Raw genomic sequence first — 15,470 nt, forward strand, 5'->3', positions numbered from 1 at the left:
TAGAAGCCGGACGCGTTGCCGATCCGGATCACGACCGCTCCTTCTCCCGACCGGGGCCGGGCGGCCCGGCGAACGCCTGCGCGATCGGCAGCCACGCCCGCGCGTGGTCGCCGACGGCCGTGACGGCGAGGTCGTCGCGGTGCCGCCGCTGGGTGGCCAGCAGGCAGAAGTCGAGGGCCGGACCGGTGATCCGGTCCTCGGCGTCCGCCGGGCCCCACGTCCACAGGTCGCCCTCCGGACCGAGCAGCTCCACCCGGAGCGGGACCTGCGGCGCCGGCCGGCCGTTGACCAGGAACGACCAGCCGAACGCGCGGACCGCGATGTGCGCGACGTGCTTGAGCCGGTTGGTCGGCTCACGGGTGGTGCCGAGCGCGTCGGCCACGTCCTGGCCGTGCGCCCAGGTCTCCATCAGGCGGGCGGTGGCCATCGACACGGGGCTCATCGGTGGGCCGAACCACGGCACCTTCACCCCCGGCGGCACGGCGCGCAGCGCCTCGGCCAGCTCGTCGCGGCCCTCCCGCCACTGCTCCAGGGTGACGGGCTCGCGCGCGCCCTCGTCCACCATGTCCGGCGTGGCGCGCTTCAGCGCTTCGGCGAACGCGCCCGGGTCGCGCGCGGCGAGCGCGGAGATGCGGTCGGTCCAGGTCAGGTGGCTGATCTGGTTGGCGATCGTCCAGCCCGGTGCGGGCGTCGGGACGGACCAGTCGTCCAGCGGGGCGACGAGGGCGTCCAGCACGTCGCTCTCCATGTGCAGGTCGATCAGGATGTCGTCGATCACAGCGAGTCCTCCAGCATCCGCGCCCAGTGCCGGATGATCCGACTCCGCCGCTTGCCGTCGTCGGTGAGCTGGTTGGCCAGCGCGAGGCCGCGCACCAGGTCCAGGGTGAGCTGCACGGTCTCGCGGACGCCCGGCTTGGCCTCGTCGGCGTTGAGCAGCTCGACGGCCAGCCGGTGGGTCTCTCGGCCGAGGCGGACCTCCAGGGGCACCACCACGGTCTTCAGCTCGGGGTCGGTGCGCGCGGCGACCCACAGTTCGAGCGCGGCGGTGAACAGGTCGCTGGCGTAGAAGTCGGCGATCAGCTCGACCACCGCGAGGGTGCTGCCGTTGACCTGGCGCGCGCGTTCCTTGAGGTCGAGCACGCTCTCCGCGCCCAGGTGCTCGACGGCGGCGGCGACGAGCTCGCCGCGGGTGCGGAAGTGGTGCAGTTGAGCGCCGCGCGACACGCCGGCGCGCTCGGCCACCACGGTCGTCGTCGTGCCCGCCCAGCCCCGCTCGACCAGGCACTCGACGGTGGCCTGCATGAGCTTGCGCCGGGTCTCGCGGCTGCGATCGGCCTGGCTGCGGCCCTCGCGCTGCCCGGTTGACGTGGACATGCGGCCGAGTGTCCGCGCCAACTAACAAACAGTCAAGACTGTTTGTTAGTTGGCGCGGCCGGCACGGCGGGTTACCAGCCGCCCTGGACCATCGTCTGGAACAGCCACTTCCCGTCGACCTTGACCAGCAGGTCGCCGTACCGCACGACCTGCGAGAAATCCCCGGCGGTGATGGTCGCGTCGGTGATCACGAACACCAGGTCCGCGTTGACGAACACCGGCGTGCGGACGGACTCCATCCGCACGTCACCGTCGCCCAACGTCGCCTTCATGTCGCGCAGGAACCGCGCCCGGTCCCACGACTGCGCCGACCCGTCGGTCACCGCGTTGACCGGGAACAACGCCATGTCCGCCATCGCCTCGACGTCCTTGGCCACGGCCAAGGCGTCCCACTGCTCGAACCACGCGAGCACGCCCGCCACGTCGTCGTCGGTCGGCACGAACCCCGCTCCACTACTCGGTGCAGCCTGCATGCCGTACATCGTACCGTACGCCGTACGGCAGGGCGGGCGAGCGCGTCCGAACAGCGGTTCTGTTCCGATTCAGCGCCTTGTTGGATGGAGGGCTGACGAGGAGGTCGGTGTGGCGGTTTCGCGGCGGACGGCGTTGCTGGCGGCGGGTGCGGCGGTGGTCGCGGGCACGGGGGCGCGGCCGGCGAGGTGGGGGCGGTTGCGGGCGCAGCTGGCCGGTGAGCTGCTGCTACCCGGTGAGGTCGGCTACGACGCCGCCAGGCTGCCGTTCAACTCGCTGTTCGACCACCACCGACCGGCGGCCATCGCCCGGTGCGTGCGGCCGGAGGACGTGCAGCGGTGCCTGGAGGAGGCGCGGCGCAGCGGGATCCGGGTCGCCGCACGCGGCGGTGGGCACAGCTACGCCGCGTACTCCACCCCGCACCAGGGGCTGGTGGTGGACCTCGCGCCCATGTCGGGGGTGGAGGTCAGGCCCGACGGCACGGCGGTCGTCGGCGCGGGCGCACGGCTCGGTGACGTGTACGCGGCGTTGGCGGCGGCGGGCCGGTGCCTGCCGCTGGGCAACTGCCCGTCGGTCGGGATCGCGGGGCTCACCCTGGGCGGCGGTCTCGGGTGGGTGGACCGCGCGTTCGGGCTCACGTGCGACTGGTTGCGGGCGGCGCGGGTGGTCACGGTGGACAGCCGGGTGATCACGGCGGCGGAGGACCGCGAGGCGGAGCTGTTCTGGGCGTTGCGCGGCGGCGGTGGCGGGAACTTCGGGGTGGTCACGTCGTTCGAGTTCGCCACCGCGCCGGTGCCGGAGGTGTTCACCGTGTTCCGGGTGCGGTTCCCGGCCGGGTCGGCGGCGGACGTGCTCGGTGCGTGGCAGCCGTGGAGCGCGGCGGCGCCCGAGCACCTGTCCAGCACGTGCGTGGTGCTGCCGGACGGCTCGGTGGACCTCACCGGTTGCTCGATCGGGCCGGCGGCCCTGCTGCGCGCCGAGCTGGCCCGGCTGGACGTCGACGGGCCGCTCGAGCACGCCGAGGTCGACTACCCGACCGCGATCTCGATCATGACCCAGGGCCACCCGCCGCGCAACGCGTTCCGGGCGTCCTCGCGCATCGCCGACGGCCTGTGGGACGACCCGGCGGCGGTGGCGGGCACGGTGCGGGGCGCGGCCGGGGCGCTGCTCATCGTGGGCGCGCTCGGTGGCGCGATCGACCGGGTGGGGCCGGCGGACACGGCCTACCCCCACCGCGGCGCGCCGACCTCCGTCGAGGTGTTCGGCACCGTCGGCGACCTGCCGGTCGAGCAGGTCACGCGCGAGGTGGACGACGCGCAGGCGGCGTTGGCGGGTTTGATCGGCACCGGCACCTACATCAACTACCTGGACCCGGAGCAGGAGGACTGGGCGTGGACGGCGTACCGGCACAACCTGCCCCGGCTGCGTGCCGCGGCACGGCGGTACGACCCGGATCGCGTGCTGCGGTTCCCGCGGTCGGTGCGCTGAGCGTTGAATTCAGGGGTCCTGAGCGTTCGACTCTCGGGACCTGGGCGTTCGACTCTCGGGTCAGAGGAGGGTGAGCTGGTCCTGGACGACGGGAGCGGGCGGGGTCGAGGACGGCAGGCTGCCTTCCGGCCACACGCCCTCGTCGTCGCCGGGCACGCCGACCGCGTCCCGCTTGCCGCGCGCGTCCAGGCCGTGCCGCTCCAGCAGCGGCCGGAGGCGCGCGGTCAGCCAACGCCGGTAGCGGGCATCCACATAGGACCCTCGGGAGTACAGCGCGCGGTAGTCGTCCACCAGGTCCGGGCGTTCGCGCACCAGCCACCGGGCGAACCACTCGCGCGCACCCGGCCGCAGGTGCAGCGGCAGCACGGTCACGCCGGTCGCGCCCGCCTCGGCGATCGAAGCCAGCAACGCGTCCAACCGCTCCTCGGAGTCGGTCAGCTTCGGCAGCACGGGCGCGACGAACACCCCGCACGGCAACCCCGCCGCACGCACCCGGCGCACCAGCTCCAGCCGCGCCTGCGGGCTCGGCGTGCCCGGTTCCAGGCCCGACTGGAGCTCGCGGTCCAGCAGCGCCAGCGACACGCCGATGCCCACCGGCACCGACGCCGCCGCCTCGGCCAGCAGCGGGACGTCCCGCGACAGCACGGTGCCCTTGGTGAGGATCGAGAACGGCGTGCCCGAGTCGGCCAGCGCCCGGATGATGCCCGGCATCAGCCGGTAGCGCCCCTCGGCCCGCTGGTACGGGTCGGTGTTCGTGCCCATGGCCACGTGCTCGCGCCGCCACCGCTTGGACCGCAGTTGCGCCCGCAGCACCTCGACGGCGTTGACCTTCACCACGACCTGGGTGTCGAAGTCGCGCCCCGCGTCCAGGTCGAGGTAGGTGTGCGTGTTGCGGGCGAAGCAGTTGTGGCTGACCAGGCCGTTGGCCACGAAGTCGCCGGTGCCGGTGGTGATGTCGTACAACGTCCGCGTCACGCCCAGCGATTCCACCGACACGACCGCGAGCCCCGGCGTCACCGGCACCGCCATGCCTTCGATCGCGGCGCCGCGCGGGATCACCGGGCACACCAGGTGCAGGAACCGCAGCCGCTCGGCCAGCCCGCCGACGATCCGCACCCCGCGCACCTCGACCACGTGGGACACCCCCAGCCGCGTCAACGCCAGCACCGCCGCGTCGAACACCGCGCTGTCCGAACTGGACAGCACCAGCTCACCGCCGGTAGCGCTGCCGCGCGCGTCGAACAGACCGGCCAGGAAGCCCTTCGACCACTCCTCCCCCGGCTCGGAGGGCCACCGCACCAGCTCGTTCTCGCGCGGGACCCGGCCGCCGGCGAACCCGCGCACGCGCGCCAGCACGTCCGGGTGGCTGGGCAGCCCGCCGCGCACCGCGCCCCACAGGTAGCCCGAGCGGTACTCCTCGCCCTGCGCGGGCGGCGCGGCGAACCGGCCCGTCCCGACCAACCGCGCGCCCTTGACCAGGTGCGGGCGCTCCTCGAAGTCGTCGCACCGGCCGGGCGTCAGGTGCTGCCAGCCCTCGTCGGTGAGGAACCGGTGGTCGCCGCCCGCCACGACCTGCGTGCCGTCGCCCAACGTGAGCCGGTAGGCGGGCTTGGACGTCTTCCAGTGCGCCCGCACGCGGGTGACCACGAACCGGCCCTCGCGCGTGCCGAACACCTCCTCCCCCACGGCCAGGTCGGCGATGGGCTTGGTGCGGCCGTCGGCCAGCAGCACGGGCGTGTCACCGGTCAGGCAGTACGTGCAGCCGTGCGTGCACCCGCGGTACGGGTTGACCGTCCAGCCGAACGGCAGGCCGCCGCCGGGAACCTTGTTGAGCACGGACTTGGCGTTCACCTCGTGGAACACGACGTCGGCGAAGTCCGGAGTTCGTACGCTGCGCACCAGCCCCGGCAAACCCGGCAGGGCCTGCTGCCGGTCCGCCCCGTCCTTCTGCCCGTCCCATCGCATGTCCACATTCGAACACGCGTTCGAACAACGGTCAATCGGAGTCCCTGTGCCTGTGCTGGACATCATCCTGTGGCCCTTCCGGACCACCGCCTTCACGTTCGCGGGCGCCACCACGAGCTGGGGCGAGGTGGCGGGTTTCGTCACCGGCGCGCTCTGCGTGTGGCTGGTGGCCCGGCAGAACGCGTGGAACTGGCCGATCGGCATCCTCAACAACCTCGCCTTCCTCGTCCTGTTCGCGACCAGCGGCCTCTACGCGGACTCCGGCCTCCAGGTCGTCTACGTCGTGCTCGCGCTGTACGGCTGGTGGGCGTGGTTGCGGGGCGGTGTCGAGCACACCCCGTTGCCGGTCAGCCGCACCACGCGCGCGCAGTGGGTGTGGCTGCTCGCGTCCGGCGTGGCGGGCACCCTGCTGCTGGTGTGGGTGCTGACCACGTTCAGCAACTCGACCGTGCCGTGGGCGGATGCCGTGACCACCGTGCTCTCGCTGCTGGCCACGTGGGGCCAGACCCGCAAGAAGGTCGAGTGCTGGTGGCTGTGGATCGCCGCGGACGTGATCTACGTTCCGCTGTACGCCTACAAGGACCTGTGGCTGACCGCGATCCTCTACGTCGGGTTCATGGCGCTGTGCGTGCTCGGCCTGCGCAACTGGACGAAGTCGTTGCGCGAGGACGAGCGCGAGCGGGTGGTGGCCGCGTGACCGGCCCCGGGTTCGACCACGCGTTGGTGCTCGGCAAGTTCTACCCGCCGCACGTCGGGCACCACCACCTCATCCGCACGGCCGCGGCGCGCAGCAGGCGCACCACCGTGACGGTGCTGGCGTCGAGCGCGGAGTCGATCCCGGTCGCCGACCGGGTGGCGTGGCTGCGCGCCGAGCACGCGGGCACGCCCGGCCTCGTCGTGCTCGGCGACGTGGACGACCACGAGATGGACTTCCACAGCGACCGCGTCTGGGAGCTGCACATGGGCGTGGCGCGGGCGGTCCTCGCGCGCCGGGCCATCCTGGACGGGGACCCGGCGTCGGCGGTGGTCGACGCGGTGTTCAGCAGCGAGCACTACGGCGACGAGATGGCCAAGCGGCTCGGCGCGCGGCACGTGCTGGTGGACGCGGAGCGCAGCGCGTTCCCCGTGTCCGGGACGGCGGTGCGGGCCGATCCGCGTGGCCGGTGGGACCGGTTGGCGCGGGCCACGCAGGTCGGGTTGTGCGCGCGGGTGGTGGTGGTCGGCGCGGAGAGCACCGGCACCACGACGTTGTCGCGGGACCTGGCGGGGGCGTTGGGCGCGCCGTGGGTGGCCGAGTACGGGCGTGAGCACACCGAGCTGAAACTGGCCGCCGCGCGGGCGTTCGACCCGGGGGCGGCGGTCGGGGATCTGGTGTGGACGGTCGGCGACTTCCAGGACGTGGCGCGCAGGCAGCGGGAGCTGGCGGACGCGGCGGTGGACGGGCCGGTGCTGGTGTGCGACAACGACCCGTGGGCGGCGACCGCGTGGGGCCACCGGTACCTCGGCGCGCCGCACCCGGACATCGCGCCGGACGCCCACCGCCCCGCCCTGTACCTGCTGACCGATCACGTCGGCGTGCCGTTCGAGCAGGACGGGTGGCGGGACGGTGAGCACCTGCGGGAGTGGATGACGGGGTTGTTCCGGGCCGGGTTGGCGCGCCGGGGTGTGCCGTGGCGGCTCGTCACGGGGTCGCCGGAGGAGCGGTTGCGGCAGGCCTTGGCGGCGTGCGAGGAGGCGGTGGCGGCGCACTTCCGGTTCACCGACCCGTTGGCCCCGGCGGCGCCGTCAGATGGTGACGAGGACCTGGTCCAGTGACTTGCGGACCAGGTTGGGCACCACGCAGTCGTCGGCCGGGTAGCCGATCGGGATGACCGCGAACGCCTTCTCGTTGGCCGGGCGGCCCAGCACCTCGCCGAGGAACTTCATCGGCGACGGCGTGTGGGTCAGCGCGGCGAGCCCGGACAGGTGCAGCGTGGTCAGCAGCATGCCGACCGCGATGCCCACCGACTCGTCCACGTAGTAGTGCTTGCTGCGGGTGCCGTCGGGGTCGAGGTAGTACCGCTGCTGGAACACGACGACCAGGGCGGGCGCGTCGGTGAGGTGCGGCTTGACGTCGTCGGTGCCGAGCGGGCGCAGCGCGTCCAGCCACTCGTCGCCGAGCCGGCCCGCGTACGAGACGCGTTCCTCGTGCTCGGCCGCCTCGCGGATGCGCCGGCGCACCTCCGGGTCCTTGACGAGCACGAACGTCCAGGGCTGCTGGTGGGCGCCGCTGGGCGCGGTGGACGCGACCTCGATCGCGTCGACCACCACCTGCTCGGGCACGGGGTCGCCGGAGAACATGCGCACCGTGCGGCGTTCCCGCATGCGGGCGCGCAGGTCGGCGGCCGCGCGCAGGGAATCGTCGACCGGCATCCTGGCCGGTCGGTACGGGACCGGCTCGAAGGACCGGCCGTGGATGGGTGTCCAGTTCGTGGTCACGCGGCGAAGCGTCGCACCGGTGAGGGCGCGGTTGAAGGGTTCACCGCGAAATTCGCACCGAACTGTCCGACATGCGAACGAGCGGGGTCGACGGGCAGTATGTGCGCGTGCGCGCAAAGGACCTCATCGCCGCCCATCGACCCGGTCATGGGCACGGTCACGGGCACGGCCCCGCCGAACCCTCCTCCCGACCGGTGCGCAAGCTCCTGCTGGTCCTGCTGCTGCCGTTCGTGCTGGCGACGGTGGTCGGCGCGTTGCTGCTGTACCCGTTCGGGCACGAGCAGCGCACGGGCGCGGAGGCCGGTCTGGCGCAGGTGCCGGTGCGCGGTGACGTGACGCAGGTGGTGCTGGGCGGGTGCGGTCCGGACGCGGAGGAGCCCGGCGCCACGGGGTGCGTGCTGGTGACCGTGAAGATGAGCGACGGCGCGGCGGCGGGCCGCGAGATCCGGGTGCCGGTGCCCGACCAGCCGGGGACGCCGGAGTTCACCGTCGGCGACGCGGTGGTGCTGTCGTACGGCGGGGGCGACCCGAACGACAGCACGTCCTACCAGCTCGCCGACTTCCAGCGGGGTGTGCCGTTGCTGCTGCTGGCGGTGCTGTTCGCGGCGGCGGTGCTGCTGCTGGGCCGGTGGCAGGGGTTGGCGGCGCTGGGCGCGCTGGTGCTCAGCTTCGTGGTGCTGGTGCTGTTCGTGCTGCCCGCGATCCTGGCCGGGGAGAGCCCGCTGACCGTGGCCGTGGTCGGCGCGGGGCTGATCATGTTCGTGGTGCTGTACCTGACGCACGGGGTGTCGGCGCGGACGTCCACGGCCGTGCTGGGGACGTTGGTGAGCCTGGCGCTGATCGGGGTGCTGGGTGCGTTGTTCTCGGCGTTCGGCAAGCTGACCGGGTTGGACCAGGACACGGCCAACCTGGTGTCGCTGCTCGGGCACGGCATCGACACGCGGGGGCTGCTGCTGGCGGGGACGATCATCGGCGCGCTGGGCGTGCTGGACGACGTGACCGTGACGCAGACCAGCGCGGTGTGGGAGTTGCGGCGGGCCAACCCGGCGCTGGGGTTCCGGGAGCTGTACGCGGCGGGGTCGCGGATCGGGCGCGACCACCTGTCGTCCGTGGTGAACACGCTGGTCATGGCGTACGCGGGCGCGGCGCTGCCGCTGCTGCTGGCGTTCGCGCTGTCGGGCCGGACGCTGGGCGAGATCCTGACCGCGCAGGACGTGGCGCAGGAGGTCGTGCGGACGTTGGTGGGCAGCATCGGGCTGGTGGCGGCGGTACCGATCACGACGGCGTTGGCGGCGTTCGTGGCGGCGCGGGAGACCGTGCCGGACGTGGCCGGGCCGGACGAGCCGGTGGAGGCGGGCGCGCCGGGTGGATCGGCGGAGGCCGAGCCGTTGTGGCGGCGGCACGTGCGGGGTGACCTGCGCACCGGGTACGACCCGGCCAAGGGGCCGTGGCGGCGACCTGTCGCGCCGGCTACCGGGCGAGGAGAACCAGCAGCAAGGCGATCGCGGCGGGGACGGACTGCACCACCAGGATCCGACGGCTGACCGTCGCCGCGCCGTACAGGCCCGCGACGATCACGCAGATCAGGAAGAACACGGCGAACGCGAACCCCGTGGTGCCGCGGGCGATCAGCGCGAAGATCAGGCCGGCGGCGAGGAAGCCGTTGTAGAGGCCCTGGTTCGCGGCGAGCACCTTCGACTCGGCGGCGAACTCGGGCGTGGTGCCGAACGTCGCACGGCCGCGCGGGGTGTTCCAGAGGAACATCTCCAGCACGACGATGTAGAGGTGGATGGCCGCGACGAGCGCGGTGAGGACGTCTGCGGCGAGCTGCACGGCTGTGCAGCGTAACGACGTGCGGCGAGCCGGACCACCCGAGCACCGCCCCCGCGGCCGTCCGCTCGGACGGCGACCTGACCGGCGCGTCGTCCCCGGTGTCGACCTGCGTCGCCTGACGGGGTGGGCCGGGCGACGTTTCACCCGGCCCACCCGGTGGGGCCGGCGGTACGGTACGGGCATGCTGCGGACCGTGCTGGGTCTTGCCAACCGTGTCGTCACCGGGCTGGTGTCGGGCGTGCTCGCGCTGCCGCGCATCGCCGACGCGCTGGTCCAGCTCACGCCGCTGGTGCAGGCGTTGCCGCAGGTCGCGGAGCTGCGCAGCACGCTGGAGCGGTTGGAGCAGCTCGCCACGTTCCTGGCCAACGAGATGCCCGAGGCGTTGCACCAGCTCGAGGCCGTGCAGCGGCAGTTGGCGGAGCTGGAGCCGAGGATCGCCGCGCTGGCCGGGAACACCGGGCAGCTCGACGAGTCGATCCGGGTGCTGGCCGCCGCGCTCGGGCCGTTGCAGGGCACGGCGGAGCGGCTGGGCCGGTTGGTCGACCGGCTGCCGGAGCGCAAGCGCCGGACGCAGGCGCTTCCCGGGTCGGCCGTCGGCGACCGGTGAGCGGTCCGTCGGGGATAATCGGTGGGTGGGACGGATCCGGAGAGCCGATGAGACCATCAGCAGGGAGGTTGATTCGGGCATCGCGGAGTTGATCCCCGATCCCGACGTGCCGAGGGCGTGGATGCTGCGCCTGAACGGCACCCCGCAGTCGCACGTGGACCTGGACGACCCGACGCACCTGGAGTTCGAGTACCTGCGTCGGTTGGGTCACGTGGCGGACCTCGTCGCGCCGGGCAGCGAGCCGATCCGGGCGCTGCACCTGGGCGGTGGCGCGCTCACGTTGCCGAGGTACGTCGCGGCGACGCGGCCGCGGTCCAGCCAGCAGGTGGTCGAGATCGACGCGGCGTTGATCGATCTGGTGCGCGGGGTGCTGCCGTGGGACCGGAACTGGCGGCTGCGGATCCGCAACGGGGACGCGCGGGCGGTGCTCGAGAAGGCGCCGGAGGGTGCTTTCGACCTGGTGGTCACGGATGTGTTCGCCGGGGCGCGGACGCCTGCGCACCTGACGTCGGTGGAGTTCGTGGGGTTGGCGTCACGGGTGTTGCGCGGCGGGGGTGTTTATGCGGCGAACATCGGTGATGGCGGGAAGTTGGCGTTCGCCAAGGCCCAGGCGGCGACGGTGCGGGCGGTGTTCCCGCACGTGTGCGTGCTGGCGGAGCCGGCGGTGTTCCGGGGGCGCAGGTTCGGGAACTTCGTGCTGGTCGGGTCGCACGTGGAGTTGCCGGTGGCGGCGTTGACCCGGTTGACGGCGGGTGATCCGTTCCCGGGGCGGGTGGAGCACGACGATTCGCTGATCCGGTTCATCGGCGGGGTGCCGGCGATGACGGATGCGACGGCCACCCAGTCGCCGTCGCCCCCCAAGGGGACGTGGGGGTTGCCCGATCAGTGAGGTGCGAGGAATCGCCTGGGAAGATCAGAAGAGTCCTCGCCGGACGGGCGGATCAGCAGGACGACCCCTGCGTTCGTGGTGATCCCCTGTTGCGTCGTGGGTCGGGTTCCGTGTCATCCCACCGACCTCCCTCCGGGCTACCACGCGCGTCAAGGGGGGCGCCCACAGTGGATGTGACCGCCCACAGCGGACCACGCCACCCTTGACACGCGCGGTAGGGCGAAGCCGGGTCGGCGGGATGACACGAAGCCCTTCCTCCGGGAAGGGACTGCCGGTGGACGATCGGTCAGGGTTGGTCGAGGGTGGCGACGAAGCGGGAGATGGCGTCGGGGTTCAGTTTTTGGGCGAGGCGGCCCGTGGGGGCCAGGGAGCCCAGTTTGTAGAGGGGGCGGTCGGCGGCCGGGAGGCCTCGGGCTTCGGCGCGGAGTTGGGCGACCAGGAGCTCGGAGAAGACCAGGCCTGGGGCGTCGCCTCGGCCGGCCAGGACGTCGGCCAGTGTCCGGAGGGGGAGGATGCCTTGTTCGCGGCCTCCCGTGCCGGCGTAGATGGCCAGGGCGAGGTTGATGGCCTTGCCCCCGCCGCGGACGAAGAGGCCCACGGTGCGGGCGCCCCGGACGTCGGTGACCAGGAGGTCGAGCTGGTCGGCGGTGTGGAGGTCGACCGAGCGGGTGCCGAAGGCGCGGACCGAGAGGACGTGGCCCTCCAGCCAGACCCGGCGGCGGGCTTCGGACCAGGCCAGCATGAGCAGCGGCACGGCGAAGATCGCGGCGGTGACCAGGCCGGCGGTGCGGCCGGCGAGGAGGCCCAGCAACCCGCCGAAGGCGGCGGCGACGATCAACGCGCCGATGGCGACCGTGCGCGCGCGTTTGCGCACCGCCTTCGGGTCGAGCAGGTCAAGGGCAATCCGCTCGCTCACCGGCCCAACGCCTCCCGCACAGAGATCACCACGTCCGCCAGCGGCACTTCGCGCTGGTCGCCCGACGCGAGTTCCTTCAGCTGCACGACGCCGGCCTCGATGTCGCGCTCGCCCAGGACCAGGGCGAAGCGGGCGCCGGAGCGGTCAGCGCCCTTCATCGCGCCCTTGAGGCCCTTGCCGCCGTAGGACAGGTCGAAGCGGACGCCGGCGGCGCGCAGGGGGGCCGACAGGGCGACCAGGCGGGACTTGGCGGCCTCGCCGAGCGGGACGCCGTAGACGTCGCAGCGGGTCTCGTCGCCCGGGGTCACGCCCTCGACCTGGCAGGCGAGCAGGGCGCGGTCGACGCCGAGGCCGAAGCCGACGCCGGACAGCGGCTGGCCGCCGAGCTGTTCCATCAGGCCGTCGTACCGACCGCCGCCGCCGATGCCGGACTGCGCGCCGAGGCCGTCGTGCACGAACTCGAACGTGGTCTTCGTGTAGTAGTCCAGCCCGCGGACCATGCGGGGGTTCTCCGCGAACTTCACGCCCAGCTCGTTGAGGTAGCCCTTGACCTGCTCGTAGTGCGCCAGGGACTCGGCGGACAGGTTGTCCACCATGAGGGGCGCGTCGGCGACGAGTTCGCGCACCTCGGGGCGCTTGTCGTCCAGCACGCGGAGGGGGTTGAGCTCGGCGCGCCGGCGGGTCTCCTCGTCCAGCGGGAGCCCGGCGAGGAACGCCTGGAGCTTCTCGCGGTACTGCGGGCGGCACGTGGAGTCGCCCAGGGAGGTCAGTTCGAGGCGGAAGCCGGTCAGGCCGAGGGCGCGGAAGCCCGCGTCGGCGACGGCGATGACCTCGGCGTCCAGCGCCGGGTCGTCCACACCGATCGCCTCGACGCCGACCTGGTGGAACTGGCGGTAGCGGCCGGCCTGGGGCTGTTCGGCGCGGAAGAACTGGCCGGCGTAGGCGAGCTTGACCGGCAACTGGCCGCGGTCCAGGCCGTGCTCGATGACGGCGCGCATCACCCCGGCCGTGCCCTCGGGGCGCAGCGTGATCGACCGGCCGCCGCGGTCGGTGAAGGTGTACATCTCCTTGCTGACCACGTCGGTCGACTCGCCGACGCCGCGGGCGAACAGCGAGGTGTCCTCGAAGACGGGCAGCTCGATGTAGCCGTAGCCGGCGCGGCGGGCGGAGGCCACGAGGGTGTCGCGCACCGCCAGGAACTGCGCGGAGGTCGGCGGGAAGTAGTCGGGCACGCCCTTGGGCGCGGCAAACGTCGTCACAGTTCTACAGTCCTCGGTGAGGTGCGGCAGGCGCGTCCGGTGAGCCCAGCTCCAGCAGGAACGGGTTGCTCGCGCGCTCGCGGCCGATGGTCGTCGTCGGTCCGTGGCCGGGCAGGACCACCGTGTCGTCAGCCAACGTCAGAACCTTGGTGCGCAGCGACGTCAACATCTCGCGGTGGTTGCCGCCCGGCAGGTCGGTGCGTCCGATGGAGCCGGCGAAGAGGGTGTCGCCGGACAGCACGAGCCGTCCGCCCTCCTCGGTGCCGGCGCGGAACATCACCGACCCGCCGGTATGGCCCGGTGTGTGGTCGACGGTCAGCCGGAGGCCGGCCAGGTCCAGCTCGGCGCCGTCGGCCAGCTCGCGCACCTCGCGCGGCTCCCGCATCTCCAGGTTGCCGCCGAAGAAGGCCCGTGACTCGGCGCTGATGCCCTTGAGCGGGTCGGCCAGCATCGCGCGGTCGTCGGGGTGGATCCACGCGGGGATGTCGTTGCCGTCGCAGACCGGCGCGACGGAGAACGTGTGGTCGAAGTGCCCGTGCGTGAGCAGCACGGCGACCGGGGACAGCCGGTGCTCGCGCAGCACCTCCGCGATCGGCTCGGCCGCCTCCTGGCCCGGGTCGACGACCACGCAAGCCTCCCCCGCACCCGTGGCGAGCACGAAGCAGTTGGCCTGGAGAGCCCCGGTCGGGAACCCGATCACCAGCACGGGACCACCTCTCGACGGCAACGGATCGACAACGGATCCCGGTGGACCCCGACAAGCAGCCTATCCGGCATACACCAGTCACATACCCGCCCCCTAGACTGCTGACCGATCGTCGCCGTCGACGCAGAGATCAGGGAGGTTGCAGGTGCCGACCAACGTGCAGCGCCGCGAGCAGGCCAAGCGGAAGCTGGAACGCCAGCTCGTCCGCAGGGCGGAGCGCGCGAAGCGGCGCCGGGTGATCGCAGTCGTCGCGACGGCGGTCACCGTCGTCGTGGTCGCGGGCGGTGTGTACTTCCTCGCCACGACCGACTTCAGCAACTCCGGCGACGACGCCGCGGCGGCCAGCTCGACCTCGGCCGCCCCGATCCAGATCCCGACCGAGGTGAAGGCGCTGCCGACGCGCCCGACCCCGATCGCGGACCCGGCGACCTGCGAGTACCGGCCGTCGAAGGAGCCCGCGTCCAAGGAGGGCACGAAGGCCCCCGAGGGCAGCGCCCCCGCGACCGGCACCGCCACCGCCACCATCAAGGCCAACATCGGCGAACTGACGCTCACCCTGGACCGCGCCCTCGCGCCGTGCGCGGTGAACAGCTTCGTCAACCTGGTGAAGCAGGGCTACTACGACGGCAGCACGTGCCACCGCATCGGCACCGAGGGCCTGCAGATGCTCCAGTGCGGCGACCCGACCGGCACGGGCACCGGCGGCCCCGGCTACACGTTCGACAACGAGACCTGGCCCGAGCTGACCTACGGCCGCGGCTACCTGGCCATGGCGAACGCGGGTGCCGACCCGGAGACCCAGAAGGGCACGAACGGCAGCCAGTTCTTCATCGTCTACGGCGACGCCCAGCTCTCGCCCGACTACACGGTCTTCGGCAGCCTGGACGAAGCCGGCCTGAAGCTGATCGACGAGGTCGCCCGCGCCGGCCACGACGGCTCCTTCGACCCGTCCCCCGGCGGCGGCAAGCCGAACAAGGAAGTCAAGTTCGAGGCCGTCACGGTCGCCTGAACCACCCCGAACGCACAGGGGCCCGGCAACTCGGGAGAGGAGTTGCCGGGCCCCTGCGTCTTCCCCGTCGGCTGGTGAGACCGACCTCCCCCGATCGTGACACCACCCGATGACGTTTCGCTGACGCGGCCACGTCGCGCTAGCGACGCCGACGGGCCCGGACCGAGCGGACGACGTAGGCGATCGCGGCCAGGACGAGCAACACACCGATGCCCTGAAGACCAGGCGAGTCGTCCGCCCCTCCGAGCAGTACGGCCATGATGCCCAGGACGCTCAGAAACCCGGCGACGAAGAGAGTCATCTATCGATTCTCGCTCGACACCTATCGAAAATCAACACCCAACCCGCGCCCACCCACCCCACCTCGCCCTTCCTCGAAGGAGGGGCTTCGTGTCATCCCGCCGACCTGGCGCAGCCCCACCGCGCGTGTCAAGGGTGGCGTAGTCCGCCGTGGGCCGGTCGCATCCACTGTGGG

Annotated in this window: 17 protein-coding genes; 7 read left to right on the forward strand and 10 right to left on the reverse strand. The window is 72.6% G+C overall.

All coding sequences use genetic code 11. The features are described 5' to 3' along the window. Nucleotides 1–28: 28 nt before the first annotated feature. The 3 genes from FHX81_RS09675 to FHX81_RS09685 form a co-directional block, all read right to left on the reverse strand. Nucleotides 29–778, reverse strand: a complete 750-nt coding sequence (locus tag FHX81_RS09675) for a TIGR03084 family metal-binding protein (protein WP_141977084.1) — start codon at nucleotides 776–778, stop codon at nucleotides 29–31. After that, on the reverse strand, nucleotides 775–1,374 hold the full coding sequence (locus FHX81_RS09680) for a TetR/AcrR family transcriptional regulator (RefSeq protein WP_141977086.1): 600 nt from the start codon (nucleotides 1,372–1,374) through the stop codon (nucleotides 775–777). The genes FHX81_RS09675 and FHX81_RS09680 overlap by 4 nt, the downstream gene beginning before the upstream one ends. A gap of 71 nt (nucleotides 1,375–1,445) precedes the next feature. Then, nucleotides 1,446–1,847, reverse strand: a complete 402-nt coding sequence (locus FHX81_RS09685) for a nuclear transport factor 2 family protein (RefSeq protein ID WP_141977088.1) — start codon at nucleotides 1,845–1,847, stop codon at nucleotides 1,446–1,448. A 109-nt stretch (nucleotides 1,848–1,956) separates the two neighbouring features. Between FHX81_RS09685 and FHX81_RS09690 the strand changes: the two genes are divergently transcribed. Then, nucleotides 1,957–3,333: an FAD-binding oxidoreductase gene (locus FHX81_RS09690; protein ID WP_141977090.1), complete on the forward strand. Its 1,377-nt coding sequence runs from the start codon at nucleotides 1,957–1,959 to the stop codon at nucleotides 3,331–3,333. A 60-nt stretch (nucleotides 3,334–3,393) separates the two neighbouring features. On the opposite strand, the gene FHX81_RS09695 is transcribed toward FHX81_RS09690, so the two are convergent. Then, nucleotides 3,394–5,298, reverse strand: a complete 1,905-nt coding sequence (locus FHX81_RS09695; protein WP_211363444.1) for an intein-containing Rv2578c family radical SAM protein — start codon at nucleotides 5,296–5,298, stop codon at nucleotides 3,394–3,396. Between the two features lie 46 nt (nucleotides 5,299–5,344). Here FHX81_RS09695 and pnuC point away from each other — a divergent pair, with 46 nt between their 5' ends. Both pnuC and FHX81_RS09705 read left to right on the forward strand, forming a co-directional pair. Then, nucleotides 5,345–5,995, forward strand: a complete 651-nt coding sequence (gene pnuC / locus FHX81_RS09700; RefSeq protein ID WP_211363445.1) for a nicotinamide riboside transporter PnuC — start codon at nucleotides 5,345–5,347, stop codon at nucleotides 5,993–5,995. Further along, nucleotides 5,992–7,113, forward strand: a complete 1,122-nt coding sequence (locus tag FHX81_RS09705; protein WP_141977096.1) for an AAA family ATPase — start codon at nucleotides 5,992–5,994, stop codon at nucleotides 7,111–7,113. The genes pnuC and FHX81_RS09705 overlap by 4 nt, the downstream gene beginning before the upstream one ends. Here FHX81_RS09705 and FHX81_RS09710 read toward each other — a convergent pair. After that, nucleotides 7,084–7,710 (reverse strand): nitroreductase family protein, encoded by a 627-nt coding sequence (locus FHX81_RS09710; protein ID WP_141983846.1) that lies wholly within the window; start codon nucleotides 7,708–7,710, stop codon nucleotides 7,084–7,086. The genes FHX81_RS09705 and FHX81_RS09710 overlap by 30 nt on opposite strands. Nucleotides 7,711–7,883: 173 nt before the next feature. Here FHX81_RS09710 and FHX81_RS09715 point away from each other — a divergent pair, with 173 nt between their 5' ends. Next, on the forward strand, nucleotides 7,884–9,320 hold the full coding sequence (locus tag FHX81_RS09715; protein ID WP_246107728.1) for a YibE/F family protein: 1,437 nt from the start codon (nucleotides 7,884–7,886) through the stop codon (nucleotides 9,318–9,320). Here the strand turns inward: FHX81_RS09715 and FHX81_RS09720 are convergent. Next, nucleotides 9,247–9,609: a DUF1304 domain-containing protein gene (locus tag FHX81_RS09720; RefSeq protein WP_053717467.1), complete on the reverse strand. Its 363-nt coding sequence runs from the start codon at nucleotides 9,607–9,609 to the stop codon at nucleotides 9,247–9,249. The genes FHX81_RS09715 and FHX81_RS09720 overlap by 74 nt on opposite strands. A 181-nt stretch (nucleotides 9,610–9,790) precedes the next feature. On the opposite strand from FHX81_RS09720, the gene FHX81_RS09725 reads away from it, so the two are divergent. Then, a complete protein-coding gene (locus FHX81_RS09725; protein WP_141977100.1) occupies nucleotides 9,791–10,216 on the forward strand; it encodes a hypothetical protein in 426 nt (141 codons plus the stop codon). 25 nt (nucleotides 10,217–10,241) lie between these two features. Next, on the forward strand, nucleotides 10,242–11,105 hold the full coding sequence (locus tag FHX81_RS09730; RefSeq protein ID WP_211363446.1) for a spermidine synthase: 864 nt from the start codon (nucleotides 10,242–10,244) through the stop codon (nucleotides 11,103–11,105). 286 nt (nucleotides 11,106–11,391) lie between these two features. Here the strand turns inward: FHX81_RS09730 and FHX81_RS09735 are convergent, their stop codons facing one another. Genes FHX81_RS09735 through FHX81_RS09745 form a run of 3 tightly spaced genes read right to left on the reverse strand, consistent with a single transcriptional unit; the run spans nucleotide 11,392 to nucleotide 13,986 of the window. Next, a complete protein-coding gene (locus FHX81_RS09735; protein ID WP_141977102.1) occupies nucleotides 11,392–12,021 on the reverse strand; it encodes a hypothetical protein in 630 nt (209 codons plus the stop codon). Beyond that, nucleotides 12,018–13,280 carry a histidine--tRNA ligase gene (hisS, locus tag FHX81_RS09740; protein ID WP_141977104.1) on the reverse strand — a complete coding sequence of 421 codons (1,263 nt, stop codon included), beginning with the start codon at nucleotides 13,278–13,280 and terminating at the stop codon, nucleotides 12,018–12,020. Before hisS ends, FHX81_RS09735 begins: the two co-directional genes overlap by 4 nt. A gap of 4 nt (nucleotides 13,281–13,284) precedes the next feature. Further along, a complete protein-coding gene (locus tag FHX81_RS09745; RefSeq protein ID WP_141977106.1) occupies nucleotides 13,285–13,986 on the reverse strand; it encodes an MBL fold metallo-hydrolase in 702 nt (233 codons plus the stop codon). Nucleotides 13,987–14,131: 145 nt separating this feature from the next. Between FHX81_RS09745 and FHX81_RS09750 the strand changes: the two genes are divergently transcribed. After that, on the forward strand, nucleotides 14,132–14,995 hold the full coding sequence (locus tag FHX81_RS09750; RefSeq protein WP_141977108.1) for a peptidylprolyl isomerase: 864 nt from the start codon (nucleotides 14,132–14,134) through the stop codon (nucleotides 14,993–14,995). A 139-nt stretch (nucleotides 14,996–15,134) separates the two neighbouring features. Here the strand turns inward: FHX81_RS09750 and FHX81_RS40395 are convergent, their stop codons facing one another. Then, complete coding sequence (locus FHX81_RS40395; RefSeq protein WP_170231988.1) at nucleotides 15,135–15,296, reverse strand: hypothetical protein; 162 nt, start codon at nucleotides 15,294–15,296, stop codon at nucleotides 15,135–15,137. Nucleotides 15,297–15,470: the final 174 nt, after the last annotated feature.

The sequence above is a fragment of the Saccharothrix saharensis genome, from assembly GCF_006716745.1.
GTDB classification, from domain to species: Bacteria; Actinomycetota; Actinomycetes; order Mycobacteriales; family Pseudonocardiaceae; genus Actinosynnema; species Actinosynnema saharense.

Coding starts and splice junctions, on each gene's coding strand:
- FHX81_RS09680 (WP_141977086.1), bottom strand. CDS start 1,374: ATGTCCACGTCAACCGGGCAGCGCGAGGGCCGCAGCCAGGCCGATCGC.
- FHX81_RS09685 (WP_141977088.1), bottom strand. CDS start 1,847: ATGCAGGCTGCACCGAGTAGTGGAGCGGGGTTCGTGCCGACCGACGAC.
- FHX81_RS09695 (WP_211363444.1), bottom strand. CDS start 5,298: ATGCGATGGGACGGGCAGAAGGACGGGGCGGACCGGCAGCAGGCCCTG.
- FHX81_RS09710 (WP_141983846.1), bottom strand. CDS start 7,710: ATGCCGGTCGACGATTCCCTGCGCGCGGCCGCCGACCTGCGCGCCCGC.
- FHX81_RS09725 (WP_141977100.1), top strand. CDS start 9,791: ATGCTGCGGACCGTGCTGGGTCTTGCCAACCGTGTCGTCACCGGGCTG.
- FHX81_RS40395 (WP_170231988.1), bottom strand. CDS start 15,296: ATGACTCTCTTCGTCGCCGGGTTTCTGAGCGTCCTGGGCATCATGGCC.